We start from the raw sequence: 19,278 nt of genomic DNA, 5'->3' as shown, positions 1-19,278 counted from the left end.
GAAACGGGTATGACAATTCGGGGCAACAGAGTTTCCATCACGCCAGCCTTGCTGGTCCTGTCGGTCGCTATTCTGGCCGGTTGCGCCAACCGGCAGCATGTGACCGTCGGCGCATTGCCGGACGATTACCGCACCAATCATCCCATTACGATTGCCGAGCGCGAGCAGGTGACGGACATTCCGGTCGGCAGCGCCGATAGCCGGCTCAACACCATGCAGCGCGGCATCATCGAGAGCGCGGTCGCCAACTACCGCTACAAGGGTTCGGGCATGGTCTATGTGCTTGTTCCTGCTGGAGCGCCCAATCAGGCCGCAGCCTATCGGTTAAGCACAGAAGTTGCGACCGCCTTGCGCAAAGGTGGCGTAAAGCAGACCAACATCGCCATTGAAAACTATCCGGTTTCATCGCCGGATGCCGCAGCGCCGATCCGCATCAGCTATTATGCGATGACGGCGGGCACGACGCCTTGCGGACGCTGGCCGGACGATATTGCGACCACGCCTGAAAACAAGCATTACGCCAATTTCGGCTGCGCATCGCAGAATAATCTCGCAGCTCAGGTGGCCAATCCTGCCGATCTTTTGGGACCGCGCGCCTCCTCTCCAATCGATTCCGACCGCACAGTACAACGCCTCAATGGCACTCAGGGCTACACGAAGATGTCGCCTGCGCGGACGGATAACTGGAAGGAATCCCGCAGCGAACAGGCAAACTATTAAGAGGGCGCCATGACAGATATCGCCTTCGAACAGGAAAACGGCAACGACATTGCCGAACATCGCGCGCCAATCATGCTGGAGAATGTGCGGCCGATTCCGCGCATCTCCATCCAGGCCTTTTGTGAAAATGAAAGCGTCGCTATTCCCATCGAACGCGCCGGCAACGACCGGCGCATGGCGAAGACGCATCTGAAGGTCTCGCCGGGCGGAATAGAGGCCGCAATCGACTTTTATCAGACGGCTTCAACGCCCAATCTGATTATCGTCGAATCGTCGTCGGAACCGAATGTTCTGCTCGATGAACTCCAGCGCCTGTCGGAAGTCTGCGACCCGGGTTCCAAGGTGCTTGTCGTCGGGCATTCCAACGAGGTCTGGCTCTATCGCGAATTGCTGCGCCGCGGCGTCTCGGAATATATCGTGGCACCGGTTTCGCTGGCCGATGTGCTCGCCATCGTCTCGTCGATCTTTCTCGATCCGGGCGCTGAACCGCTTGGACGCTCCATCGCCTTTATCGGCGCAAAGGGCGGCGTCGGCGCGTCGACCATCGCCCATAATGTCGCCTGGTCGATCTCGCATCTGTTCCGGCACGACGTCGTTCTCGCCGATATGGACTTGCCCTTTGGCACAGCCAACATCAATTTCGATCAGGACCCGACGCTTGGCATCGCCGACGCCGTGTTTTCTCCGGAACGCGTTGACGAGGTCTATCTCGACCGCCTGCTGGTGCAATATGGCGAACATCTCTCCATTCTTGCCGCGCCCTCTAGTCTGGAGCGCACCTTCGATTTTCAGGAGGATGCGTTTTCCGAGATAATCGATGTTGCCCAGCGCACCTCGCCGCTGATCGTTCTCGATCTGGCGCATGGCTGGAACGGCTGGACCCGCACCACATTGATGCGGGCGGATGAAGTGGTGATCGTGGCCGCGCCCGATCTTGCCAATCTGCGCAATACGAAGAACCTGCTCGATACGCTGGCGCAACTGCGACCCAACGATCTGAAGCCGCATCTGGTGCTCAATCAGGTCGGAGTTCCGAAACGCCCGGAAATCGCGTTGTCGGACTTTTCCGAACCGCTTGGCATTGATCCGATTGCGGCCATTGAGTTTGAGCCGCAGCTTTTCGGCAATGCCGCCAATACCGGTCGCATCATCGCCGAAACCAGTCCTGAAAGCCCGGTTTCTGCAACGATTACACATATCGCGCATGTACTGACGGGCCGGGCGGATGTCCAGCCGCGCAAGAAGAATGGCATCTCCGGTCTTTTGGGCAAATTCGCGCGCAAGACGAAGTAACGGCGGGAAATCATGTTCGGCAAAAGAGGCAACGAATCAGGAAGCAAACAGGACAGCAGCGTTGCGAAAGCAATTGCGCCTCAGCCTGTGCAGCGCACGGAGCCCGTTCAGCCGTCCCGCATGCAGGCCGCTGTTCCAAGCACGCCTGCCAGACCATCTGCACCGCCAAGCAGCGGGCGCGAAAAGAACGAAGGCTATTACGACACCAAGGCGCAGGTCTTTTCGGCGCTGATTGATACAATCGACCTGTCGCAGCTTTCGCGCATGGCGCCAGATACTGCGCGCGAAGAAATCCGCGATATCGTCAATGATATCATTGCGATCAAGAATTTCGTCATGTCCATTGCCGAGCAGGAAGAACTGCTCGACGATATTTGCAACGACGTTCTCGGCTACGGCCCGCTGGAGCCTTTGCTCGCCCGCGACGACATTGCCGATATCATGGTCAACGGCTCGCGCCGGACCTATATCGAAGTCGATGGCATGGTGCAGGAAACGGGGATTCGTTTTCGCGACAACCAGCAGCTTCTCAATATCTGCCAGCGCATCGTCAGTCAGGTCGGCAGACGTGTCGACGAATCGAGCCCGATCTGCGATGCACGCCTGCCGGACGGTTCGCGCGTCAACGTCATCGCGTCGCCGCTGTCGCTCGATGGCCCGACCCTGACCATCCGCAAATTTCGCAAGGACAAGCTGACGCTCGACCAGTTGGTACGCTTCGGTGCGATCTCCAATGCCGGTGCGGAATTGCTGCAGATCATCAGCCGCGTGCGCTGCAATGTCATCATTTCCGGCGGTACGGGTTCCGGCAAAACCACGCTGTTGAACTGCCTTACCCGCTATATCGACACGCATGAACGCATCATCACCTGCGAAGATTCCGCCGAACTGCAATTGCAGCAGCCGCATGTGGTGCGCCTTGAAACACGCCCGCCCAATCTGGAAGGCGAAGGCGAAGTGACCATGCGCGATCTGGTCAAGAACTGCCTGCGTATGCGGCCTGAACGAATCATCGTCGGCGAAGTGCGCGGACCGGAAGTGTTCGACTTGTTGCAGGCCATGAATACCGGCCATGACGGTTCGATGGGCACAATCCACTCCAACAGTCCGCGCGAATGCCTGAGTCGTATGGAAGCCATGATCGCCATGGGCGGTTATACGCTGCCGCAGAAGACCGTGCGCGAAATTCTGGTCAACTCTATCGATATCATCATTCAGGCGGCGCGCCTGCGTGATGGTTCGCGCCGCATCACCCATGTAACGGAAGTTGTGGGACTGGAAGGTGATGTCATCATCACCCAGGACCTCATGCTTTACGACATCAAGGGCGAGGACGCGTCCGGCCGTATTCTCGGCACGCACAGCTCGACCGGTATTGGTCGTCCGGCTTTCTGGGATCGCGCGCGCTACTATAATGAAGACAGCCGCCTCGCCTCTGTCCTCGACGGTATGGAGAGCATCGACTCATGACCGCCTCTCCCGCCAGCATACTGATCTTCATTCTTCTGGCGGTGGTCTCCTGTGCCGCGATGGCTTATGTGTTGTTCTACGACCGGCTGGCCAGCAAGGACCCTGCATCGCGACGGCTGGAAACCGTGCGCAACTATGCCGAACGCAGCGTCACCCGCAGCGAACGCGACAAAAACAACGATATTCAGAAGCGCCGCAAGCTATTGCAGGACAATATCAAGGATCTTGAAGCACGGCAGAAACAGCGCGAAAAGAATCAGAAATACCCGCCGCTGCGCATCATGCTGACGCAGGCGGGACTGACCATTACGCTGCGCCAGTTCTATATCTATTCGGGCGTAACGGCTTTTGTCGGACTTTTTATCGGCTTTATTTTCGGGCTTCCGCTTTTGCTTCTTCCCGGCATTGCCATCGCCTGTTTCTTCGGCCTGCCCCGCTGGTTCGTGCTGCAGAAGCGCAAGCGTCGCTTGAAGAAGTTTCTGGAAGAATTTCCAAACGCACTCGATGTCATTGTCCGCGCGACGCGGGCCGGTCTACCGCTCAATGACGGGCTGCGCCTGATTGCCAGCGAAGCGCTGGAGCCGGTGAAGGGCGAGTTCAAAAAGGTGGTCGAGGCCCAGCAGATGGGTCTTTCGATACCAGATGCCGTTGGCAAAATGCCCGACAGCATGCCGTGCCCCGAAACCAATTTTTTCGCTATCGTCATCCAGATTCAATCTCAGGCCGGCGGTAATCTGTCGGAAGCGCTGAACAATCTGTCCAAAGTGCTGCGTGACCGCAAGAAGATGAAGGCGAAGGTCAATGCGCTTTCCATGGAGGCGAAGGCTTCTGCGGCCATTATCGGTGCGCTGCCTTTTATCGTCATGGTGCTCGTCTATCTGACCAGCCCGCAATATATCACGCTCCTTTTCACCACATCGACCGGCCATATGCTGCTTGGAATCGCTGCCGTTCTGATGAGTACCGGTGTCTTCATCATGAAGAACATGATCAATTTCGATATGTGAGGCGCAGACCATGTTTTCTCACCTCACTGAAAAACTGACCGACCCGCAATTCCTGATCGCCATGCTGATCACCATTGCGGTTTTCGCGGCCCTCGTCACGGTTCTGATGCCGATACTCAGCACCAGTATATTGAAATCGCGCATGAAGTCGGTTGCCACCGAACGCGAGGCGATCCGGTCTCGCGAGCGCGCCCGGCTGGCATCGGAAAGCGACCGGCGCAACAGCCTGCGGCATCAGCAAAAGCAGGGCATTCGCGACTTTGTAGAACGGCTCGATCTGAAAAAGGCGCTGGCCGACGACAAAACGATTGCCGCGCTCAGAACCGCCGGTTTTCGCGGGCAAAACCCACTCAACATCTTTCTGTTCATGCGCTTCGTACTGCCATTTGGCGCGATGACGCTCGCCGTCTTTTACATCTTCGTGCTCGGCAATATGCCGGACCACTCGTTCTTCGTCCGGCTATTGGTGTGCATTCTTGCAGGCTACGCCGGGTTCTATGCGCCGAACCTCTATGTTTCCAACAAGGCCGCCAAACGCAAGCAGTCGATCCGCCGCGCCTGGCCTGATGCGCTGGACCTGATGCTGATCTGCGTGGAATCCGGCATGTCCGTCGAAGCAGCCTTCCGCAAGGTAGCCGACGAAATCGGCATACAATCGGTGGAACTGGCCGAAGAACTGATGCTCACCAATGCGGAGCTGTCATTTCTGCCTGAACGGCGTCAGGCTTATGACAATCTGGCCATCCGCACCGGCGTCGATCAGGTGAAATCGGTTTCGCAGGCACTCATTCAGGCAGAGCGCTACGGCACACCGGTATCGCAGGCGCTCAGAACACTTTCTCAGGAAAGCCGTGATCTGCGTATGCTGGAGGCGGAAAAGAAAGCGGCAGCCCTGCCGCCAAAACTCACCGTGCCGATGATCGTGTTTTTCCTGCCGGTGCTGTTCATCGTCATTCTCGGCCCGGCTTTCATCCAGCTTAGCGCGCAAGGCGGACTGTTCGGCGGACACTGATCCGCCGACCGAGAAAAGCTGGCACGAAGAATGCGGTTCTCGTATCAGCCCTTGGGCTTATCCTTGAGCATGTTCCAGGAATTTTGCTGCGCCAGCATGGAGCGCAGATAATCCGTGTTGGCCTTGGCCTGCTGCGGAGAAAGTTCCTGTGCGGCGATGGTTTCAGCTTCCTGAAAACGACCTTGCAGACCAACCGACAGCGCCAGATTCTGGCGCACGCGGCTGTCTGCTCCCGGCAGCACAGATGCCTGCCGGAAATAATTTTCCGCCGTCTTGGAATCACCGGCGAGAAGATAGGACATGCCCATATTGGAAAGGATCGACGGCTCGCCCGGCTTGATCTGCAGCGCCTTTTGGTACATGGCGCGGGCCTGATCGCGGTTACCCATCTGGTCGAGAATAGCGCCTTCGGCGGATACCAGTTTCCAGTCAGGATAGGCCGGGTCCTGCGCACGGCGGATCGCATCGAGCGCGGTGTCAAACTGACCGGCACCGGCAAGCGCCTTGCCATAGGCGGCGAGAACCTGCTGATCCTTGGGATAGCTGATGACCAGCGCGCGCATGACGGCGAGAGCCTGATCGTTGCGCCCCAGACGGGTCAAGGCGCTGGCATAATTGAGCGCGGTGCCACGGTCCTTGGGATTGCGCTCATATTGCGCGCCGAGACGGCCCGCCATTGCGGCAAGCTGCGTGTCGTTCATGTGATCGAAAGTGGCGGCGGTTTCGACCCGTCTCACCGAACCTGTCGTGGTGCGGTCCACCGTATTACAGCCGGTGAGGACGAGCGCTGAAAGGACAGAAGCCACGCCAAGGCGGAAACCAGCGCCGCCCATTAACCCCAAGTTGAGCATCCCGCCTCCATATGCGGCCGGACATTGCACACCGAATGCCCCAGCCCCTCAAGCCCGATTTCTCCTTCATCAATAATCCGTTAACCCTAATGATTGGTTAACAAGCCCTGAATGTGCCTGTTTCCAAACGGGGCGAAGCGTTCTATCTGTTTTCAAAGCTGCCTTGATGAGCCCAAACTGCCTTGATCAGAAAGAGTGCCATGTCTGTCGAAATCATTGCCCAAAAGTCGGAACAAAGCCGTCCAATCTGGTTTACGAAAAAGGGACAGCTGGAAGAGAACACGCTTCCGGCCCACGCTGTCGCCTGGGCCAAAGCCCATGATTTCGACGGTGAAGCGGGCAAGGTTCTGGTTCTGCCGGGACCGGACGGCGCCATCTCCGGCGCTCTGTTCGGCATTGGTGACGGCATCAAGGGCGGCCAGTCGCAGCTGCTTGCCGGTAAGCTCGCGCGCAGCCTGCCGGGAGGTGACTGGCATTTCGAAAACGCTGGCGACGATGCAGGGCTGGCGGCGCTCGCCTTCCTGATGGGAGGCTATAATTTTACGCGCTACCGCAAGGCGAATGGCAAAACAATCCGCCTCGCTTTGCCGGACGGCGTCGATGAAGCCGAGACGAAGCGCATCGCGGCTGCGGTGACGCTCACGCGCGATCTGATCAACACGCCGACCAATGACATGGGCCCCGACGCGCTGGAAAACGCCGCACGCGCACTGGCAACCAAACATAAAGCAGAAATCAGCGTCACGCAGGGAAGCACGCTTCTCGAACGAAACTTCCCGATGATTCACGCCGTCGGACGTGCCGGAGCGATTGCACCACGTCTGATCGACATGACGTGGGGCAAGGAAAGCCATCCGAAAGTCACGCTGGTTGGCAAGGGTGTCTGCTTCGATACGGGCGGTCTCGACATCAAGCCCGCAAGCGGCATGCTGCTCATGAAAAAGGATATGGGCGGTGCGGCCAATGTGCTCGGCCTTGCCTCCATCATCATGGACGCAAAGCTGTCGGTGCGGCTGCGCGTCTTGATTCCGGCGGTCGAGAATTCGATTGCCGGCAATGCCTTCCGCCCGGGCGACGTGCTGCAAAGCCGCAAGGGACTGACCGTCGAAATCGGCAATACGGACGCCGAAGGCAGGCTGGTGCTGGCCGATGCTCTGGCGCTGGCCGACGAGGACGAGCCGGAACTGCTGATCGACATGGCGACCCTGACAGGTGCTGCGCGTGTGGCGCTCGGTCCGGACCTGCCGCCATTTTTCACGCATGATGACACCTTGGCCGAAGCCATCGCCGTCAAGGCCGAGGAAACTGCCGATCCGCTCTGGCGCTTGCCGCTCTGGCAGCCCTATGCGCAGAAACTGTCGTCACGCATTGCCGATATCAACAATGTCACCACGGACGGCTTCGCCGGAGCGGTGACGGCGGCATTGTTCCTCAGCCGTTTTGTCGAAAAGGCCAAGGCGCACGTGCATTTCGATATTTTCGGCTGGGTGCCGGTGGAAAAGCCAGCTTCGCCGGTCGGTGGTGAAGCGCAGGCCATCCGTGCACTCTACCTGCTGCTTAAGGAAAAATACGGGAAACAATAGGTCCGCGGGTTATCACCACAGTTGCAAATTCGTCAGGCCGTGGCGAAAGGAGTGATTTTCGAGTACCGGAGCGGAGCGTACTTCAACGTACGTGAGCACCGGAACGCAGACAAATTGCTCTTTGCAGTCCGGCATCACGAAGAATGCAACTGTAGTGATCAGTCGAAGACTTCACCGGGGTACACACCCCACAGGTCGGACTGTCTGATCCAGCCGCGCACGCCGCTGACATCCATACGGCACCACTGGCCGGTGCACTGGCGTACAGTGCCGACGACACCCGGTTCGATATCGGCGGCGACAGCTGCCGTATCGTTGGCATCGCGGCGCATGGTAATCATCTTGCTCTTGTCGTTCTTCAACCAGGGCGCGGTGATCGCCGTGCGCTTGCCGGACAGAAGCGACTGGTAGACCCAGCCTTCCGTGCCGTCAGCGTCGCGGATGCGCCGCCAGTTGTCATATTCCTGAATGATCTCGACCGGCAGCCCTGACTTCATGAATAGCCACGACACCGGATAGTCGCGCCCGGGGCCGATGCGCAGATTAACGCGTGCTGGCTTGAGGCTGACAAAGCGCGGTACAGGCAGACCGCTGGCGCCTGTCGCCGTGCCATTTGCACCTTCGGTTTCGGCTGCGTTCACACTGGTCGGCATCGCCACGAACAGGAGCGCCAAACAAGCCGCAAAAGCCACAAAAAGGCGCTTTACCCACATGCCCTTAGCCAAAAACCTCTGGGGAAGTACTCTATTCAACTGCGCCTCTCGCCGTCCTGTTCTTAACCCAAGACGACCATGCCTTTAGCGGAAGCGTAAAACAGCAGGAGCTGCCCGGCATCGTGACCGTCTTGTTTATCGGTCCTGTTTTTCTTTGTCTTTGCCCCGCCGCCTTGATAGAGATGAGCAGCCGAAGCAATATCCCATATTGCGCCTTCTTGGTTAAGGAGGTCTCAACATGAAGCTTCAGCATATAAGTTTGCCCGGAAACAGGCTCAAAAAACGGGGTGGAGATGTCGAACAAAAAGAAGCCGCTGGTCGTTCTTACGAGAAAACTGCCGGACCCGGTGGAAACCCGAATGCGGGAACTGTTCGATGCACGTCTCAACATAGACGATCACCGCATGAGCCAGCCGGAAATCATCGCCGCGCTGAAAGAAGCTGATGTTCTTGTGCCTTGCATCACGGATGTGATCGACGCTGCCGCCATCGAACAGGCGGGGCCAAATCTCAAGCTGATCGCCAATTTCGGCAATGGCGTCGACAATATCGATGTCGCAGCAGCCGCAAAGCGCGGCATCACCGTGACCAATACGCCCAATGTCCTGACCGAAGATACAGCCGATATGACGCTGGCGCTGCTGCTTTCAGCACCACGCCGCCTTGTCGAAGGCGCGAATGTGCTCAACGAGCGCGACGGCAAATGGCCGGGCTGGTCGCCGACTTGGATGCTCGGACGCCGCATCTGGGGCAAGCGCCTCGGCATCGTCGGCATGGGGCGCATCGGAACCGCCGTTGCTCGCCGCGCCAAAGCTTTCGGCCTGTCGATCCATTATCACAATCGTAAGCGCGTCAGCCCGCAGGTTGAGGAAGAGCTGGAAGCGACCTATTGGGACAGCCTCGACCAGATGCTGGCCCGCATGGACATTATCTCGGTCAATTGCCCTTCAACGCCCGCAACATTTCACCTGCTATCAGCCCGTCGCATCGCGCTGATGCAGCCGACGGCCTATCTGGTCAATACGGCGCGCGGTCAGATCATCGATGAAAACGCCCTGATCGATCTGATTGAGCAAGGCCGGATCGCCGGTGCGGGACTGGACGTGTTCGAGAACGAACCAGCCGTCAATCCGCGCCTGCTGGCACTTGCGGAAAAAGGCAAGGTCGTGCTGCTGCCGCATATGGGCTCCGCCACGATTGAAGGCCGCATCGATATGGGCGACAAGGTCATCATCAATATCAAGGCCTTCGTCGACGGGCACCGGACGCCGGACAGGGTTCTTCCCAATCGGGTTTAAATTCGGCTGTTCGTTTTTCCATCGATGAATTTCAGGACCGTGTGAGCGTAAAGCCGGGGATTTTCCACCGGCACGCCATGGCCGGAATCAGGCAGGATAATCAGTTCGGCACCGGGAATCTGGCTGGCGATGAATTCCGTATGTTCCCGCGTGATGGCCGTATCGTGATCGCCGATCACAATGGCCGTACGCACGGCGATCTGTGACAGATCTTCATCGGTATAGTTCGGCTCATTCGCCCAAAGCGCGTGAATTTCCTTGTCGATGCTTTCGTAATGGCGAAGCTCAGGGATCGGGCGTCCCTCGGCCCGCGCCTCGATATAGCCGGTATTGCCCTCCGGCGTGACATTGGCAGCCTGCGCGAAAAGGCTCTTCAACCGCTCAGGGTATCGCATGGCGATATCCAGCCCGATAATACCGCCATCGCTCCAGCCAACCAGATCGACCTTGTCGATATGCAGGAAATCGAGGAGCGCCACATAGTCGTCAGCCATCAGGCCGTAGGTGAGCGGTTCGTCGGTGCGGGTCGAGCGTCCCTGCCCGCGACTGTCGGCAACGATTACCGTATGATGACGGGCCAGGATCGGTAATTGCGCGTCCCAGACGTGTTGGTCGGAGAGACCGCCCGGCACCAGCAGGATCGGCGGCCCCTTGCCGACGATCCGGTAATACATTTCGATACCGTTGACCTCGGCAAACGCGGCAGGTGAAGCGGGAATGGTCACGCGCGCTATCCTTTCGGACGAAACCGCTGAAGGGATGAGAACAGCAAGACCAAGCACCACGGCCACGAAGCCTGCACTCTGAAATATCCTGTTTCCCGTCATCGGCCCGACCTTTCATGGACCTGTTTAATGCACTTGCAGCAGCGCAATCAGGGTCTGCGGATCAGCGTCGGCAGATCATAGAGATAAGCGATGCGCTTGATCGCATCCTGCAACGGTTCCAGCGTCACCGTCATGGTGTGGCCGCTGGCATGGATCAGCATGTCGGGCGAAGCATAGATCGCGACATGCCCCTTCCAGAACACAAGATCACCGCGCTGGAGATTGGAATAATCCGCATTCGGCTCCAGAACCGTGCCCAGTGCATTCTGCTGCATGTCGGAATCACGCAGAACCTTGCGGCCAGCCACCCACATGGAAAGCTGCACGAGACCGGAGCAATCGATGCCGAAGCCCGACGTGCCGCCCCACAGATACGGCGTGTGCAGCAGCGTTTCCGCCACTGCCACATAATCCGTGGCGTGTTGCCCGATAGGCACCAGATGGCTTGCGATCATCGCCTCGCCGCTTTCCAGCACGGCATATTGGGTGCCGCGCGTTTCAGCCGAACCCACGATCCGCACGCGAGAGCCAAGTGACAGCGCCTGCGTATGCGGGAAGCGCAAATCCGAGCCGGGATAAACAAAGGTTCGCGGCACGATGACCATATGCGTGGCATCGCCCTGCGGCTTCTCGATGAACGAGGCCGAGACATAGCCCGTATAGCCGTCACGTTCGGCCTGCACCCAGCACCAGCCGTCCATTTCCTCGAAGACGCGCACCGTGTCGCCATAAATGATCTGTGTCTGGGGTCCGCTGTCGGGGCGCGGCTCGCTGCGCAAATCCACGACCGGCGCAGTCACCTGCATCTCGGTTCCTGCTATAAAGCGGGCAGCGTCCACCTTGTCGGTCAGCCGCTCGTCAGCGAGATCGGCGCGATAGGCATTGAGGCGGCGGTCGAGCGTGGTCACATTGAGACTCATTGGCGGACACTCATAAAGGTAACTCTCTGGCTTTGGCGATCACCAGATCGCCCAGTCGTTCAACATAAAGCGCACCGGCGACTGTCCTCTTAACTAGCACATTTCGCCGGTCTTTTTCATCACGATGACGGGATAGAAGGTCGAGCGTGCCCATCGTATCGAGGGCGCGGGTGATCACCGGCTTCGTGACATCCAGTTTTGCCGCAAGCCCGCGCACCGTATGCGGCGGCGGCTCCAGATAGATCGTCAGAAGAATAGCTGTCTGCCGCGTCGTGAGATCGGGCATCTCATCGCGCACCTGCCCCAGCGACAGGGTCTTCAACAATGTCAGCGCCTGTATCGGCTTCAACTCTACCGGCATCCGTTATCCTGCAAGCAAAGGATTGTTTCGGAACCGTTTTATTCAATCCGCTTTTCATCGTTCTGGCAAGAACTTTATGGCAGCTAACAAAAAAGCGGCCGAAGCCGCTTTCTCAAAATCCTTTAAGGATCAATTCCTTACTGCGTCTTGCGACGAAGGCGGACGATAATATCGACATTGACGATTTCCATGCCTTCCGGCGCGTCCGGCATGTTGGCGACGGTCGGCTGACCACGCTCGCCATGCGGAATATCGAACACAACATTTTCCCCTTCGAGGAAGAAGTGCTGATGGTCCGAAATATTGGTGTCGAAATAGGTCTTGGAGCCTTCCACCGCGATGATGCGCAGCATTCCGGCTTCCGTAAACTGGTGCAACGTGTTGTAAACGGTGGCAAGAGACACCGGCACATCGGCCATGACCGCCTGTTCGTGGAGGTCTTCAGCGGACAGGTGGCGATCGCCTTGCGCAAAGATCATGCTCGCAAGCGCAACACGCTGGCGCGTCGGACGCAGACCTGCATCGCGGAGGCGTTCTTCCATAGAGACCGTCGAGTGGGTATGTGTAGACTGCATATTCACCGTTGGTTCCGTTACAAGCTTGTAGCAAATTCGTCAAAGATTGAACGGGCTGTTGCCCATTGCATACTGACATTGATATATGCCGTTGCGAAATAAGTATCAATAGGCTTGGAGTTTGCCCGTTTTTTCGGGAAAATCCATTGCATATTTTTATGGTCGCTAAGGTTTTGTACGGGAACCAGTCTGTGATAGGGGTGTTCCGACTTAACGACCAGAAAGAGATAGAGCGGTTTGGGCGTTTGCGCTAAAACCGTTCCAAATGACAACCGGGCCGGATTGCTGGCCGATATCGAATAAACCTCAAGGGAGGCGAAATGGCAGAACAGAAATCAAGCTACGGGTATGAAGAACTCCTCAGCTGCGGGCGCGGCGAGATGTTCGGCCCCGGCAATGCCCAGCTTCCCCTGCCTCCAATGCTGATGGTGCATCGCATCACCGATATTTCCGAAACCGGCGGCGAGTTCGGCAAGGGCTACATCCGCGCCGAATACGACGTGCGCCCCGATGACTGGTATTTCCCGTGCCATTTCCAGGGCAACCCGATCATGCCGGGCTGTCTCGGCCTCGACGGCATGTGGCAGCTGACCGGCTTCTTCCTTGGCTGGCTCGGTGAACCGGGCCGCGGCATGGCGCTTTCGACCGGCGAAGTGAAATTCAAGGGCATGGTGCGCCCGCACACCAAGCTTCTCGAATATGGCATCGACTTCAAGCGCGTCATGCGCGGACGTCTCGTGCTCGGCACCGCCGATGGCTGGCTCAAGGCCGATGGCGAAGTGATCTACAAGGCCACCGATCTGCGTGTCGGCCTTTCAAAGGACGGCGACGCTTAAACATCGCCTGAATTCACCATCATTCACGGGCGCGACGGCAAAAAATGAACAGTTTTCATGCGGCCGCGCTCAAAACATGCGAAGATCGCACCTATGTAACGGCGACGAGGCAGTCCTGACCCAATCGACTGCCGCTCGACGAGCAAGGGTGTAAAGGAGAACGCGATGCGGCGTGTGGTCGTAACGGGTATGGGGATCGTATCCTCGATTGGCAACAACACCGAAGAGGTGACGGCCTCGCTGCGCGAAGCCAAGTCCGGCATCTCGCGCGCTGAAGAATATGCCGAACTGGGTTTCCGCTGCCAGGTGCACGGCGCTCCGAAAATCGACGTCGAATCCCTCGTGGACCGTCGCGCCATGCGCTTCCACGGTCGCGGCACGGCCTGGAATCACATCGCCATGGATCAGGCGATCGCCGATGCAGGTCTTTCGGACGACGAAGTCTCCAACGACCGCACCGGCATCATCATGGGTTCGGGCGGTCCTTCGACCCGCACTATCGTCGATTCCGCCGACATCACCCGTGAAAAGGGCCCGAAGCGCGTCGGTCCATTCGCTGTACCGAAAGCCATGAGCTCCACGGCTTCCGCAACGCTGGCCACTTTCTTCAAGATCAAGGGCATCAACTATTCGATCTCGTCGGCCTGCGCGACATCCAACCATTGCATCGGCAATGCGTTCGAGATGATCCAGTATGGCAAACAGGACCGCATGTTTGCGGGCGGCTGCGAAGATCTCGACTGGACGCTCTCGGTGCTGTTCGACGCCATGGGCGCGATGGCCACGAAGTATAACGACACGCCTGCCACCGCATCGCGCGCCTATGACAAGAATCGCGACGGCTTCGTGATTGCAGGCGGCGCCGGTGTTCTGGTGCTGGAAGACCTCGAAACCGCGCTTGCGCGCGGCGCGAAGATCTACGGCGAAGTCGTCGGCTATGGCGCAACCTCCGACGGCTACGACATGGTCGCACCGTCCGGTGAAGGCGCGATCCGCTGCATGAAGATGGCGCTTTCGACCGTCAAGACCAAGATTGACTACATCAACCCGCACGCAACCTCGACGCCTGCTGGCGATGCGCCGGAAATCGACGCCATCCGTCAGGTGTTCGGCTCGGGCGACGCCTGCCCGCCAATTGCCGCGACCAAGTCGCTGACCGGCCATTCGCTGGGCGCAACGGGCGTGCAGGAAGCGATCTATTCGCTTTTGATGATGCACAACAATTTCATTTGCGAAAGCGCGCATATCGAAGAATTGGACCCTGCCTTCGCGGACATGCCTATCGTCCGCAAGCGCATCGATAATGCTCAGCTCAATACCGTGCTCTCCAACTCCTTCGGGTTTGGCGGCACCAATGCGACGCTGGTTTTCCAGCGCTACCAGAGCTGAGGGAGAGGGGAATATGGAAGGTTTGATGCAAGGAAAACGCGGCCTCATCATGGGGGTCGCGAATAATCATTCTCTGGCATGGGGCATCTCGAAGCAACTCGCCGCACAGGGTGCAGAACTGGCTTTCACCTATCAGGGCGATGCGCTGGGCAAGCGCGTGAAACCGCTGGCTGAACAGGTCGGCTCTGACCTCGTCCTGCCTTGCGATGTTGAAGACATTGCAACGGTCGACGCGGTTTTCGCTGAAATCGAGAAGAAGTGGGGCAAGCTCGATTTCATCGTTCACGCCATCGGTTTTTCCGACAAAACCGAACTGAAGGGCCGTTACGCAGACGTCACCACGCGCGATAATTTCAGCCGGACCATGGTGATTTCCGCCTACTCCTTCACGGAAATGGCACAACGCGCCGAAAAGCTCATGAAGGACGGTGGCTCGATCCTGACGCTGACCTATGGCGGCTCCACCCGAACCATCCCGAATTACAATGTCATGGGCGTTGCCAAGGCGGCTCTGGAAGCCATGGTTCGCTATCTGGCTGCCGATTACGGCCCGCAAGGCATCCGCGTCAACGCCATTTCGGCTGGCCCGGTGCGCACGCTGGCTGGTGCAGGCATCGGCGATGCACGCGCGATCTTCAGCTATCAGCGCCGCAATTCTCCGCTGCGCCGCACGGTCGATATCGACGATGTGGGTAAATCGGCTGTCTATCTGCTGTCCGACCTGTCGAGCGGCGTGACCGGCGAAGTCCATTATGTGGATTCAGGCTACAACATCGTTTCGATGCCGACACTGGAAGAGCTGAAAAGCTCTGACGCCGAACGCGGCGAATAGAGCATTTCCAGCAAAAGTGCGTAGCGGTTTTGCGTAGGATAATGCGTAAAAAAAAATAGATAGAGCGGCTCCGCGTTTCCATATTAAACGGAACCGCTCTAAGCATTCCGGAATTGAAAAAGCCGCCCTTCGGGGCGGCTTTTTTGTTTCACTTCTTCGCATCGAAGATTTTGAAACCGTCTGCTTCTTCGAGTGTCGTCACCGACTTGAACAGCCCCTTGAGCGTTACCTCATAGGGCAGCTGCCGGTTGGCGACCATCAGCAGGCGTCCGCCGGGTTTCAGACGTGACGCCGCCGCCGAGATGAAGCTCTGGCCAAGCGAAACATCGGTCACGCGCCCTTCGTGGAAGGGCGGATTCATGATGACCGTATCGTAGATACCGGTGACCTTCTCGCTGGTAATATCGAACCAGTTGAATGAAATCGGCACCGAAGCGCCCAGACGCTCCAGATTGCCGCGCGCGGCCTCCAGCGCCTCGTAATCCGCTTCGAACAGATCGATGGACTTGATGCGGTCGGCATATTTCAGGCTCTGCGCGGCGAGATAGCCCCAGCCTGCGCCAAAATCCGCAACATTGCCGAACACGATCTTTTCCATATGCGGGACCAGAAGCGCCGAGCCCTTGTCGATGGCGCCATGCGAGAACATGCCCGGTTCCGTGCGGAACACATCGTCGATGGCACTTTCGAGTGGGCGCAGAGCCGCGATGAAATCATCATCCAGATCGGCAGGGCGCTGAAGCCAGAACGAGACGGCGTGGTTCTTGGACATGCGGTCGCTGATTTCAGCGATATTGCCCACCCATTTGCGGAAACTGTCGACGCCGAGCTTCTTTTCACCGCAAACGACTATCCAGCCGCCGGGCTGAACACGCGCCAGAAGCTCGGAGAACCACGCCTCGTTGCGTCCACGGTGTTTTCCGAGCAGGAGTAGCCCGCCGTCAAAACGGCTCTCTGCGGCCAATCTCGGCTCTGCACGAAAGCCTTCTTTGCCGAGCGCCAGAAAATCGGGACGCCATGGCTGCAGGCAAGTCAGAACCTCTTTCCATTCCGGGTCGAGAAGCCGGTCGGCGGAAAGGCCGCAAGCGAGAAAGGATTGCCCCTCTTCGGGCATATCGAGAATGCCCTGCTCGAAGGGAAGGAAAAGTGTTTTTTGTGCCGGTGTCATCATGATCGTTCTTTACCCCGCAAGATCGCATCCGAAAAGACCGCACGATCCCGATCAATCTCGTGAAAAAACAAAAAAGCGCGCCCAGAGCGCGCTTTCCGGTTTCAAAGAAGATGCAAAGCTTATTCAGCGTCTGCTTCTGCCTTCTTTTCCTGGGCAACTTCCTTGCCGGTTTCCTGATCGACGACCTTCATCGACAGGCGAACCTTGCCGCGTTCGTCGAAGCCCATGAGCTTGACCCAGACCTTCTGGCCTTCCTTGACCACATCGGTGGTCTTGGCAACGCGGTCGGAAGCGAGCTGCGAGATGTGAACCAGACCGTCACGAGGGCCGAAGAAGTTTACGAAAGCGCCGAAGTCAGCGGTCTTGACGACCGTGCCTTCGTAGATTTCGCCGACTTCCGGCTCAGCAACAATCGAGTGGATCCACTTCTTGGCGGCTTCGATTTCCTTGCCGTTCGACGAAGCGATCTTCACCGTGCCGTCGTCTTCGATGTTGATCTTGGCGCCGGTCTTTTCCACGATTTCGCGGATGACCTTGCCGCCCGAACCAATAACATCACGGATCTTGTCGGTCGGGATGTTCATCACTTCGATGCGCGGAGCGAATTCGCCGAGTTCGTCACGCGACGTGGACAAAGCCTTCGCCATTTCGCCGAGAATGTGAACGCGACCGCCCTTGGCCTGTTCCAGAGCGACCTTCATGATCTCTTCGGTGATACCGTCGATCTTGATGTCCATCTGAAGTGCGGTGATGCCGTTGTCAGTACCGGCTACCTTGAAGTCCATGTCGCCGAGGTGATCTTCGTCGCCGAGGATGTCGGACAGGACAGCATAACGGTCGCCTTCCTTGATCAGGCCCATGGCGATACCGGCAACCGGACGTGCAAGCGGAACGCCTGCGTCCATCAGAGCCAGCGAGGTGCCGCAAACGGTCGCCATCGACGACGAACCGTTGGATTCGGTGATCTCGGAAACCGAACGGATCGTGTAAGGGAACTGGTCAGCAGCTGGCAGCATCGGGTGGATAGCGCGCCATGCGAGCTTGCCATGACCAACTTCACGACGGCCTGGCGAACCCATACGACCGGTTTCACCAACCGAATATGGCGGGAAGTTGTAATGCAGCATGAAGGATTCTTTGTACGTACCGGTCAGAGAATCGATCATCTGTTCGTCTTCGCCGGTGCCTAGCGTGGCAACAACGATTGCCTGCGTTTCACCGCGGGTGAACAGCGCCGAGCCGTGGGTGCGCGGCAGAAGGCCAACTTCCGAAACGATTGCGCGAACGGTCTTCAGGTCGCGGCCGTCAATGCGGCTGCCGGTGTCCAGAATGTTCCAGCGAACGATCTTGGCCTGCAGGTGCTTGAAAATGGTCGCGAACTGCTCAGGCGACATTTCCGGCTCTTCAACGCCTTCAGGGAAGAAGTGAGCCTTCGCCTTGGCCTTTGCAGCGTCAACAGCAACGTAACGAGCCTGCTTTTCGGTGATCTTGTATGCATCGCGCAGGTCGTTTTCGACAACAGCGAGCATCTTGGCTTCGAGGTCCGACAGGTCTTCCGGCTGGAAATCGCGTGGTTCCTTGGCAGCAACTTCAGCGAGCTTGATGATCGCATCGATGACCGGCTGGAAGCCCTTCTGGCCGAAAACAACAGCGCCGAGCATGACTTCTTCGGAAAGTTCCTGCGCTTCCGATTCAACCATCAGCACTGCGTCGGCAGTACCGGCAACAACCAGATCGAGCTTCGATTCCGGCATTTCGTCGATATTCGGGTTCAGGACGTATTCGCCGTTGATGTAGCCAACGCGCGCGCCGCCAATCGGGCCCATGAAAGGAACGCCGGAAATGGTCAGGGCTGCGGAAGCTGCAACCATCGACAGAATGTCGGGATTGTTTTCGAGATCGTGCTGAATAACAGTCAGAACAACCTGCGTGTCGTTCTTGTAGCCATCGACGAAGAGCGGGCGGATCGGACGGTCGATCAGGCGCGAAACGAGGGTTTCGTTTTCGCTCGGGCGACCTTCACGCTTGAAGAAACCGCCCGGGATCTTGCCGGCAGCGTAGGTCTTTTCCTGATAGTTGACGGTCAGCGGGAAGAAATCCTGACCCGGCTTTGGTTCCTTGGCAGAAACGACAGTCGCCAGAACGACGGTTTCGCCATAGGTTGCGAGAACTGCGCCGTCAGCCTGACGGGCGATCTTGCCGGTTTCGAGCGTGAGCGGACGACCGCCCCATTCGATTTCCACTTTGTGGGTATTGAACATATCTTGTCCTCATATGGAGACGCCGCGCAAAGCGCTAAGGCATCTCCCGGGTTGGCGGACAGGCCACGGGCAAGACAACGGGAAGCTCAGCCTGATAGTATGATCTTATCCGAAAACCGGTTCCCACTTTTCGGGATCATACTTGTCCCGGGTATTCTC

18 protein-coding genes are annotated in these 19,278 nt (G+C 57.9%); 10 read left to right on the top strand and 8 right to left on the bottom strand.

What is annotated here, in order from left to right:
- The first annotated feature begins 9 nt into the window (after positions 1-9).
- From QBD01_RS01605 to QBD01_RS01585, 5 genes are read left to right on the top strand one after another with little or no spacing between them, the layout of a single operon-like run.
- Positions 10-720: a CpaD family pilus assembly protein gene (locus tag QBD01_RS01605; RefSeq protein WP_280991346.1), complete on the top strand. Its 711-nt coding sequence runs from the start codon at positions 10-12 to the stop codon at positions 718-720.
- A gap of 9 nt (positions 721-729) precedes the next feature.
- Positions 730-2,013 carry a CpaE family protein gene (locus tag QBD01_RS01600; RefSeq protein ID WP_280991345.1) on the top strand — a complete coding sequence of 428 codons (1,284 nt, stop codon included), beginning with the start codon at positions 730-732 and terminating at the stop codon, positions 2,011-2,013.
- 12 nt (positions 2,014-2,025) lie between these two features.
- Positions 2,026-3,483, top strand: a complete 1,458-nt coding sequence (locus QBD01_RS01595; protein WP_280991344.1) for a CpaF family protein — start codon at positions 2,026-2,028, stop codon at positions 3,481-3,483.
- Positions 3,480-4,490 (top strand): type II secretion system F family protein, encoded by a 1,011-nt coding sequence (locus tag QBD01_RS01590; RefSeq protein ID WP_280991343.1) that lies wholly within the window; start codon positions 3,480-3,482, stop codon positions 4,488-4,490. Before QBD01_RS01595 ends, QBD01_RS01590 begins: the two co-directional genes overlap by 4 nt.
- 10 nt (positions 4,491-4,500) lie before the next feature.
- Positions 4,501-5,502 (top strand): type II secretion system F family protein, encoded by a 1,002-nt coding sequence (locus QBD01_RS01585; protein ID WP_280991342.1) that lies wholly within the window; start codon positions 4,501-4,503, stop codon positions 5,500-5,502.
- A gap of 44 nt (positions 5,503-5,546) precedes the next feature.
- Here QBD01_RS01585 and QBD01_RS01580 read toward each other — a convergent pair whose 3' ends face one another.
- Positions 5,547-6,353, bottom strand: a complete 807-nt coding sequence (locus tag QBD01_RS01580; protein WP_182519048.1) for a tetratricopeptide repeat protein — start codon at positions 6,351-6,353, stop codon at positions 5,547-5,549.
- 200 nt (positions 6,354-6,553) lie between these two features.
- Here QBD01_RS01580 and QBD01_RS01575 point away from each other — a divergent pair, with 200 nt between their 5' ends.
- Entirely contained in the window at positions 6,554-7,936 is a 1,383-nt protein-coding gene (locus QBD01_RS01575; RefSeq protein ID WP_280991341.1) for a leucyl aminopeptidase family protein, read from the top strand.
- A gap of 158 nt (positions 7,937-8,094) precedes the next feature.
- Here the strand turns inward: QBD01_RS01575 and QBD01_RS01570 are convergent, their stop codons facing one another.
- A complete protein-coding gene (locus QBD01_RS01570) occupies positions 8,095-8,589 on the bottom strand; it encodes an SH3 domain-containing protein (protein ID WP_280992081.1) in 495 nt (164 codons plus the stop codon).
- Between the two features lie 353 nt (positions 8,590-8,942).
- On the opposite strand from QBD01_RS01570, the gene QBD01_RS01565 reads away from it, so the two are divergent.
- Positions 8,943-9,947 (top strand): D-glycerate dehydrogenase, encoded by a 1,005-nt coding sequence (locus QBD01_RS01565; protein ID WP_078337743.1) that lies wholly within the window; start codon positions 8,943-8,945, stop codon positions 9,945-9,947.
- Here the strand turns inward: QBD01_RS01565 and QBD01_RS01560 are convergent.
- The 4 genes from QBD01_RS01560 to irrA all read right to left on the bottom strand — a co-directional run bounded on the left by QBD01_RS01560 (position 9,944) and on the right by irrA (position 12,630).
- Positions 9,944-10,774 carry an alpha/beta fold hydrolase gene (locus QBD01_RS01560; protein WP_182519046.1) on the bottom strand — a complete coding sequence of 277 codons (831 nt, stop codon included), beginning with the start codon at positions 10,772-10,774 and terminating at the stop codon, positions 9,944-9,946. The two genes, QBD01_RS01565 and QBD01_RS01560, sit on opposite strands and share 4 nt — an antisense overlap.
- Positions 10,775-10,821: 47 nt before the next feature.
- On the bottom strand, positions 10,822-11,694 hold the full coding sequence (locus QBD01_RS01555) for an NlpC/P60 family protein (protein ID WP_280991340.1): 873 nt from the start codon (positions 11,692-11,694) through the stop codon (positions 10,822-10,824).
- A 10-nt stretch (positions 11,695-11,704) separates the two neighbouring features.
- Positions 11,705-12,055, bottom strand: coding sequence for a MarR family transcriptional regulator (locus QBD01_RS01550; RefSeq protein ID WP_078337740.1), 351 nt, complete (start codon positions 12,053-12,055; stop codon positions 11,705-11,707).
- Between the two features lie 137 nt (positions 12,056-12,192).
- Positions 12,193-12,630 (bottom strand): iron response transcriptional regulator IrrA, encoded by a 438-nt coding sequence (gene irrA, locus QBD01_RS01545; RefSeq protein ID WP_138784028.1) that lies wholly within the window; start codon positions 12,628-12,630, stop codon positions 12,193-12,195.
- 320 nt (positions 12,631-12,950) lie between these two features.
- Between irrA and fabA the strand changes: the two genes are divergently transcribed.
- The 3 genes from fabA (at position 12,951) to fabI (ending at position 15,687) form a co-directional block, all read left to right on the top strand.
- Positions 12,951-13,466 (top strand): 3-hydroxyacyl-[acyl-carrier-protein] dehydratase FabA, encoded by a 516-nt coding sequence (fabA, locus tag QBD01_RS01540; protein WP_182519043.1) that lies wholly within the window; start codon positions 12,951-12,953, stop codon positions 13,464-13,466.
- A gap of 165 nt (positions 13,467-13,631) precedes the next feature.
- Complete coding sequence (gene fabB, locus QBD01_RS01535; protein ID WP_280991339.1) at positions 13,632-14,855, top strand: beta-ketoacyl-ACP synthase I; 1,224 nt, start codon at positions 13,632-13,634, stop codon at positions 14,853-14,855.
- 13 nt (positions 14,856-14,868) lie between these two features.
- Positions 14,869-15,687, top strand: coding sequence for an enoyl-ACP reductase FabI (gene fabI, locus QBD01_RS01530; protein ID WP_078337735.1), 819 nt, complete (start codon positions 14,869-14,871; stop codon positions 15,685-15,687).
- A 148-nt stretch (positions 15,688-15,835) separates the two neighbouring features.
- Here fabI and QBD01_RS01525 read toward each other — a convergent pair whose 3' ends face one another.
- Both QBD01_RS01525 and pnp read right to left on the bottom strand, forming a co-directional pair.
- Positions 15,836-16,858 carry a class I SAM-dependent methyltransferase gene (locus QBD01_RS01525; protein ID WP_280991338.1) on the bottom strand — a complete coding sequence of 341 codons (1,023 nt, stop codon included), beginning with the start codon at positions 16,856-16,858 and terminating at the stop codon, positions 15,836-15,838.
- A gap of 119 nt (positions 16,859-16,977) precedes the next feature.
- Complete coding sequence (pnp, locus tag QBD01_RS01520; protein ID WP_280991337.1) at positions 16,978-19,119, bottom strand: polyribonucleotide nucleotidyltransferase; 2,142 nt, start codon at positions 19,117-19,119, stop codon at positions 16,978-16,980.
- Between the last annotated feature and the right edge of the window lie 159 nt (positions 19,120-19,278).

Source organism: Ochrobactrum sp. 19YEA23 (genome assembly GCF_029909865.1).
Taxonomy (GTDB): Bacteria; Pseudomonadota; Alphaproteobacteria; order Rhizobiales; family Rhizobiaceae; genus Brucella; species Brucella gambitense.
The sequence above is the reverse complement of the archived record's forward strand: the minus strand, read 5'-3'. Positions and strand labels throughout refer to the sequence as shown.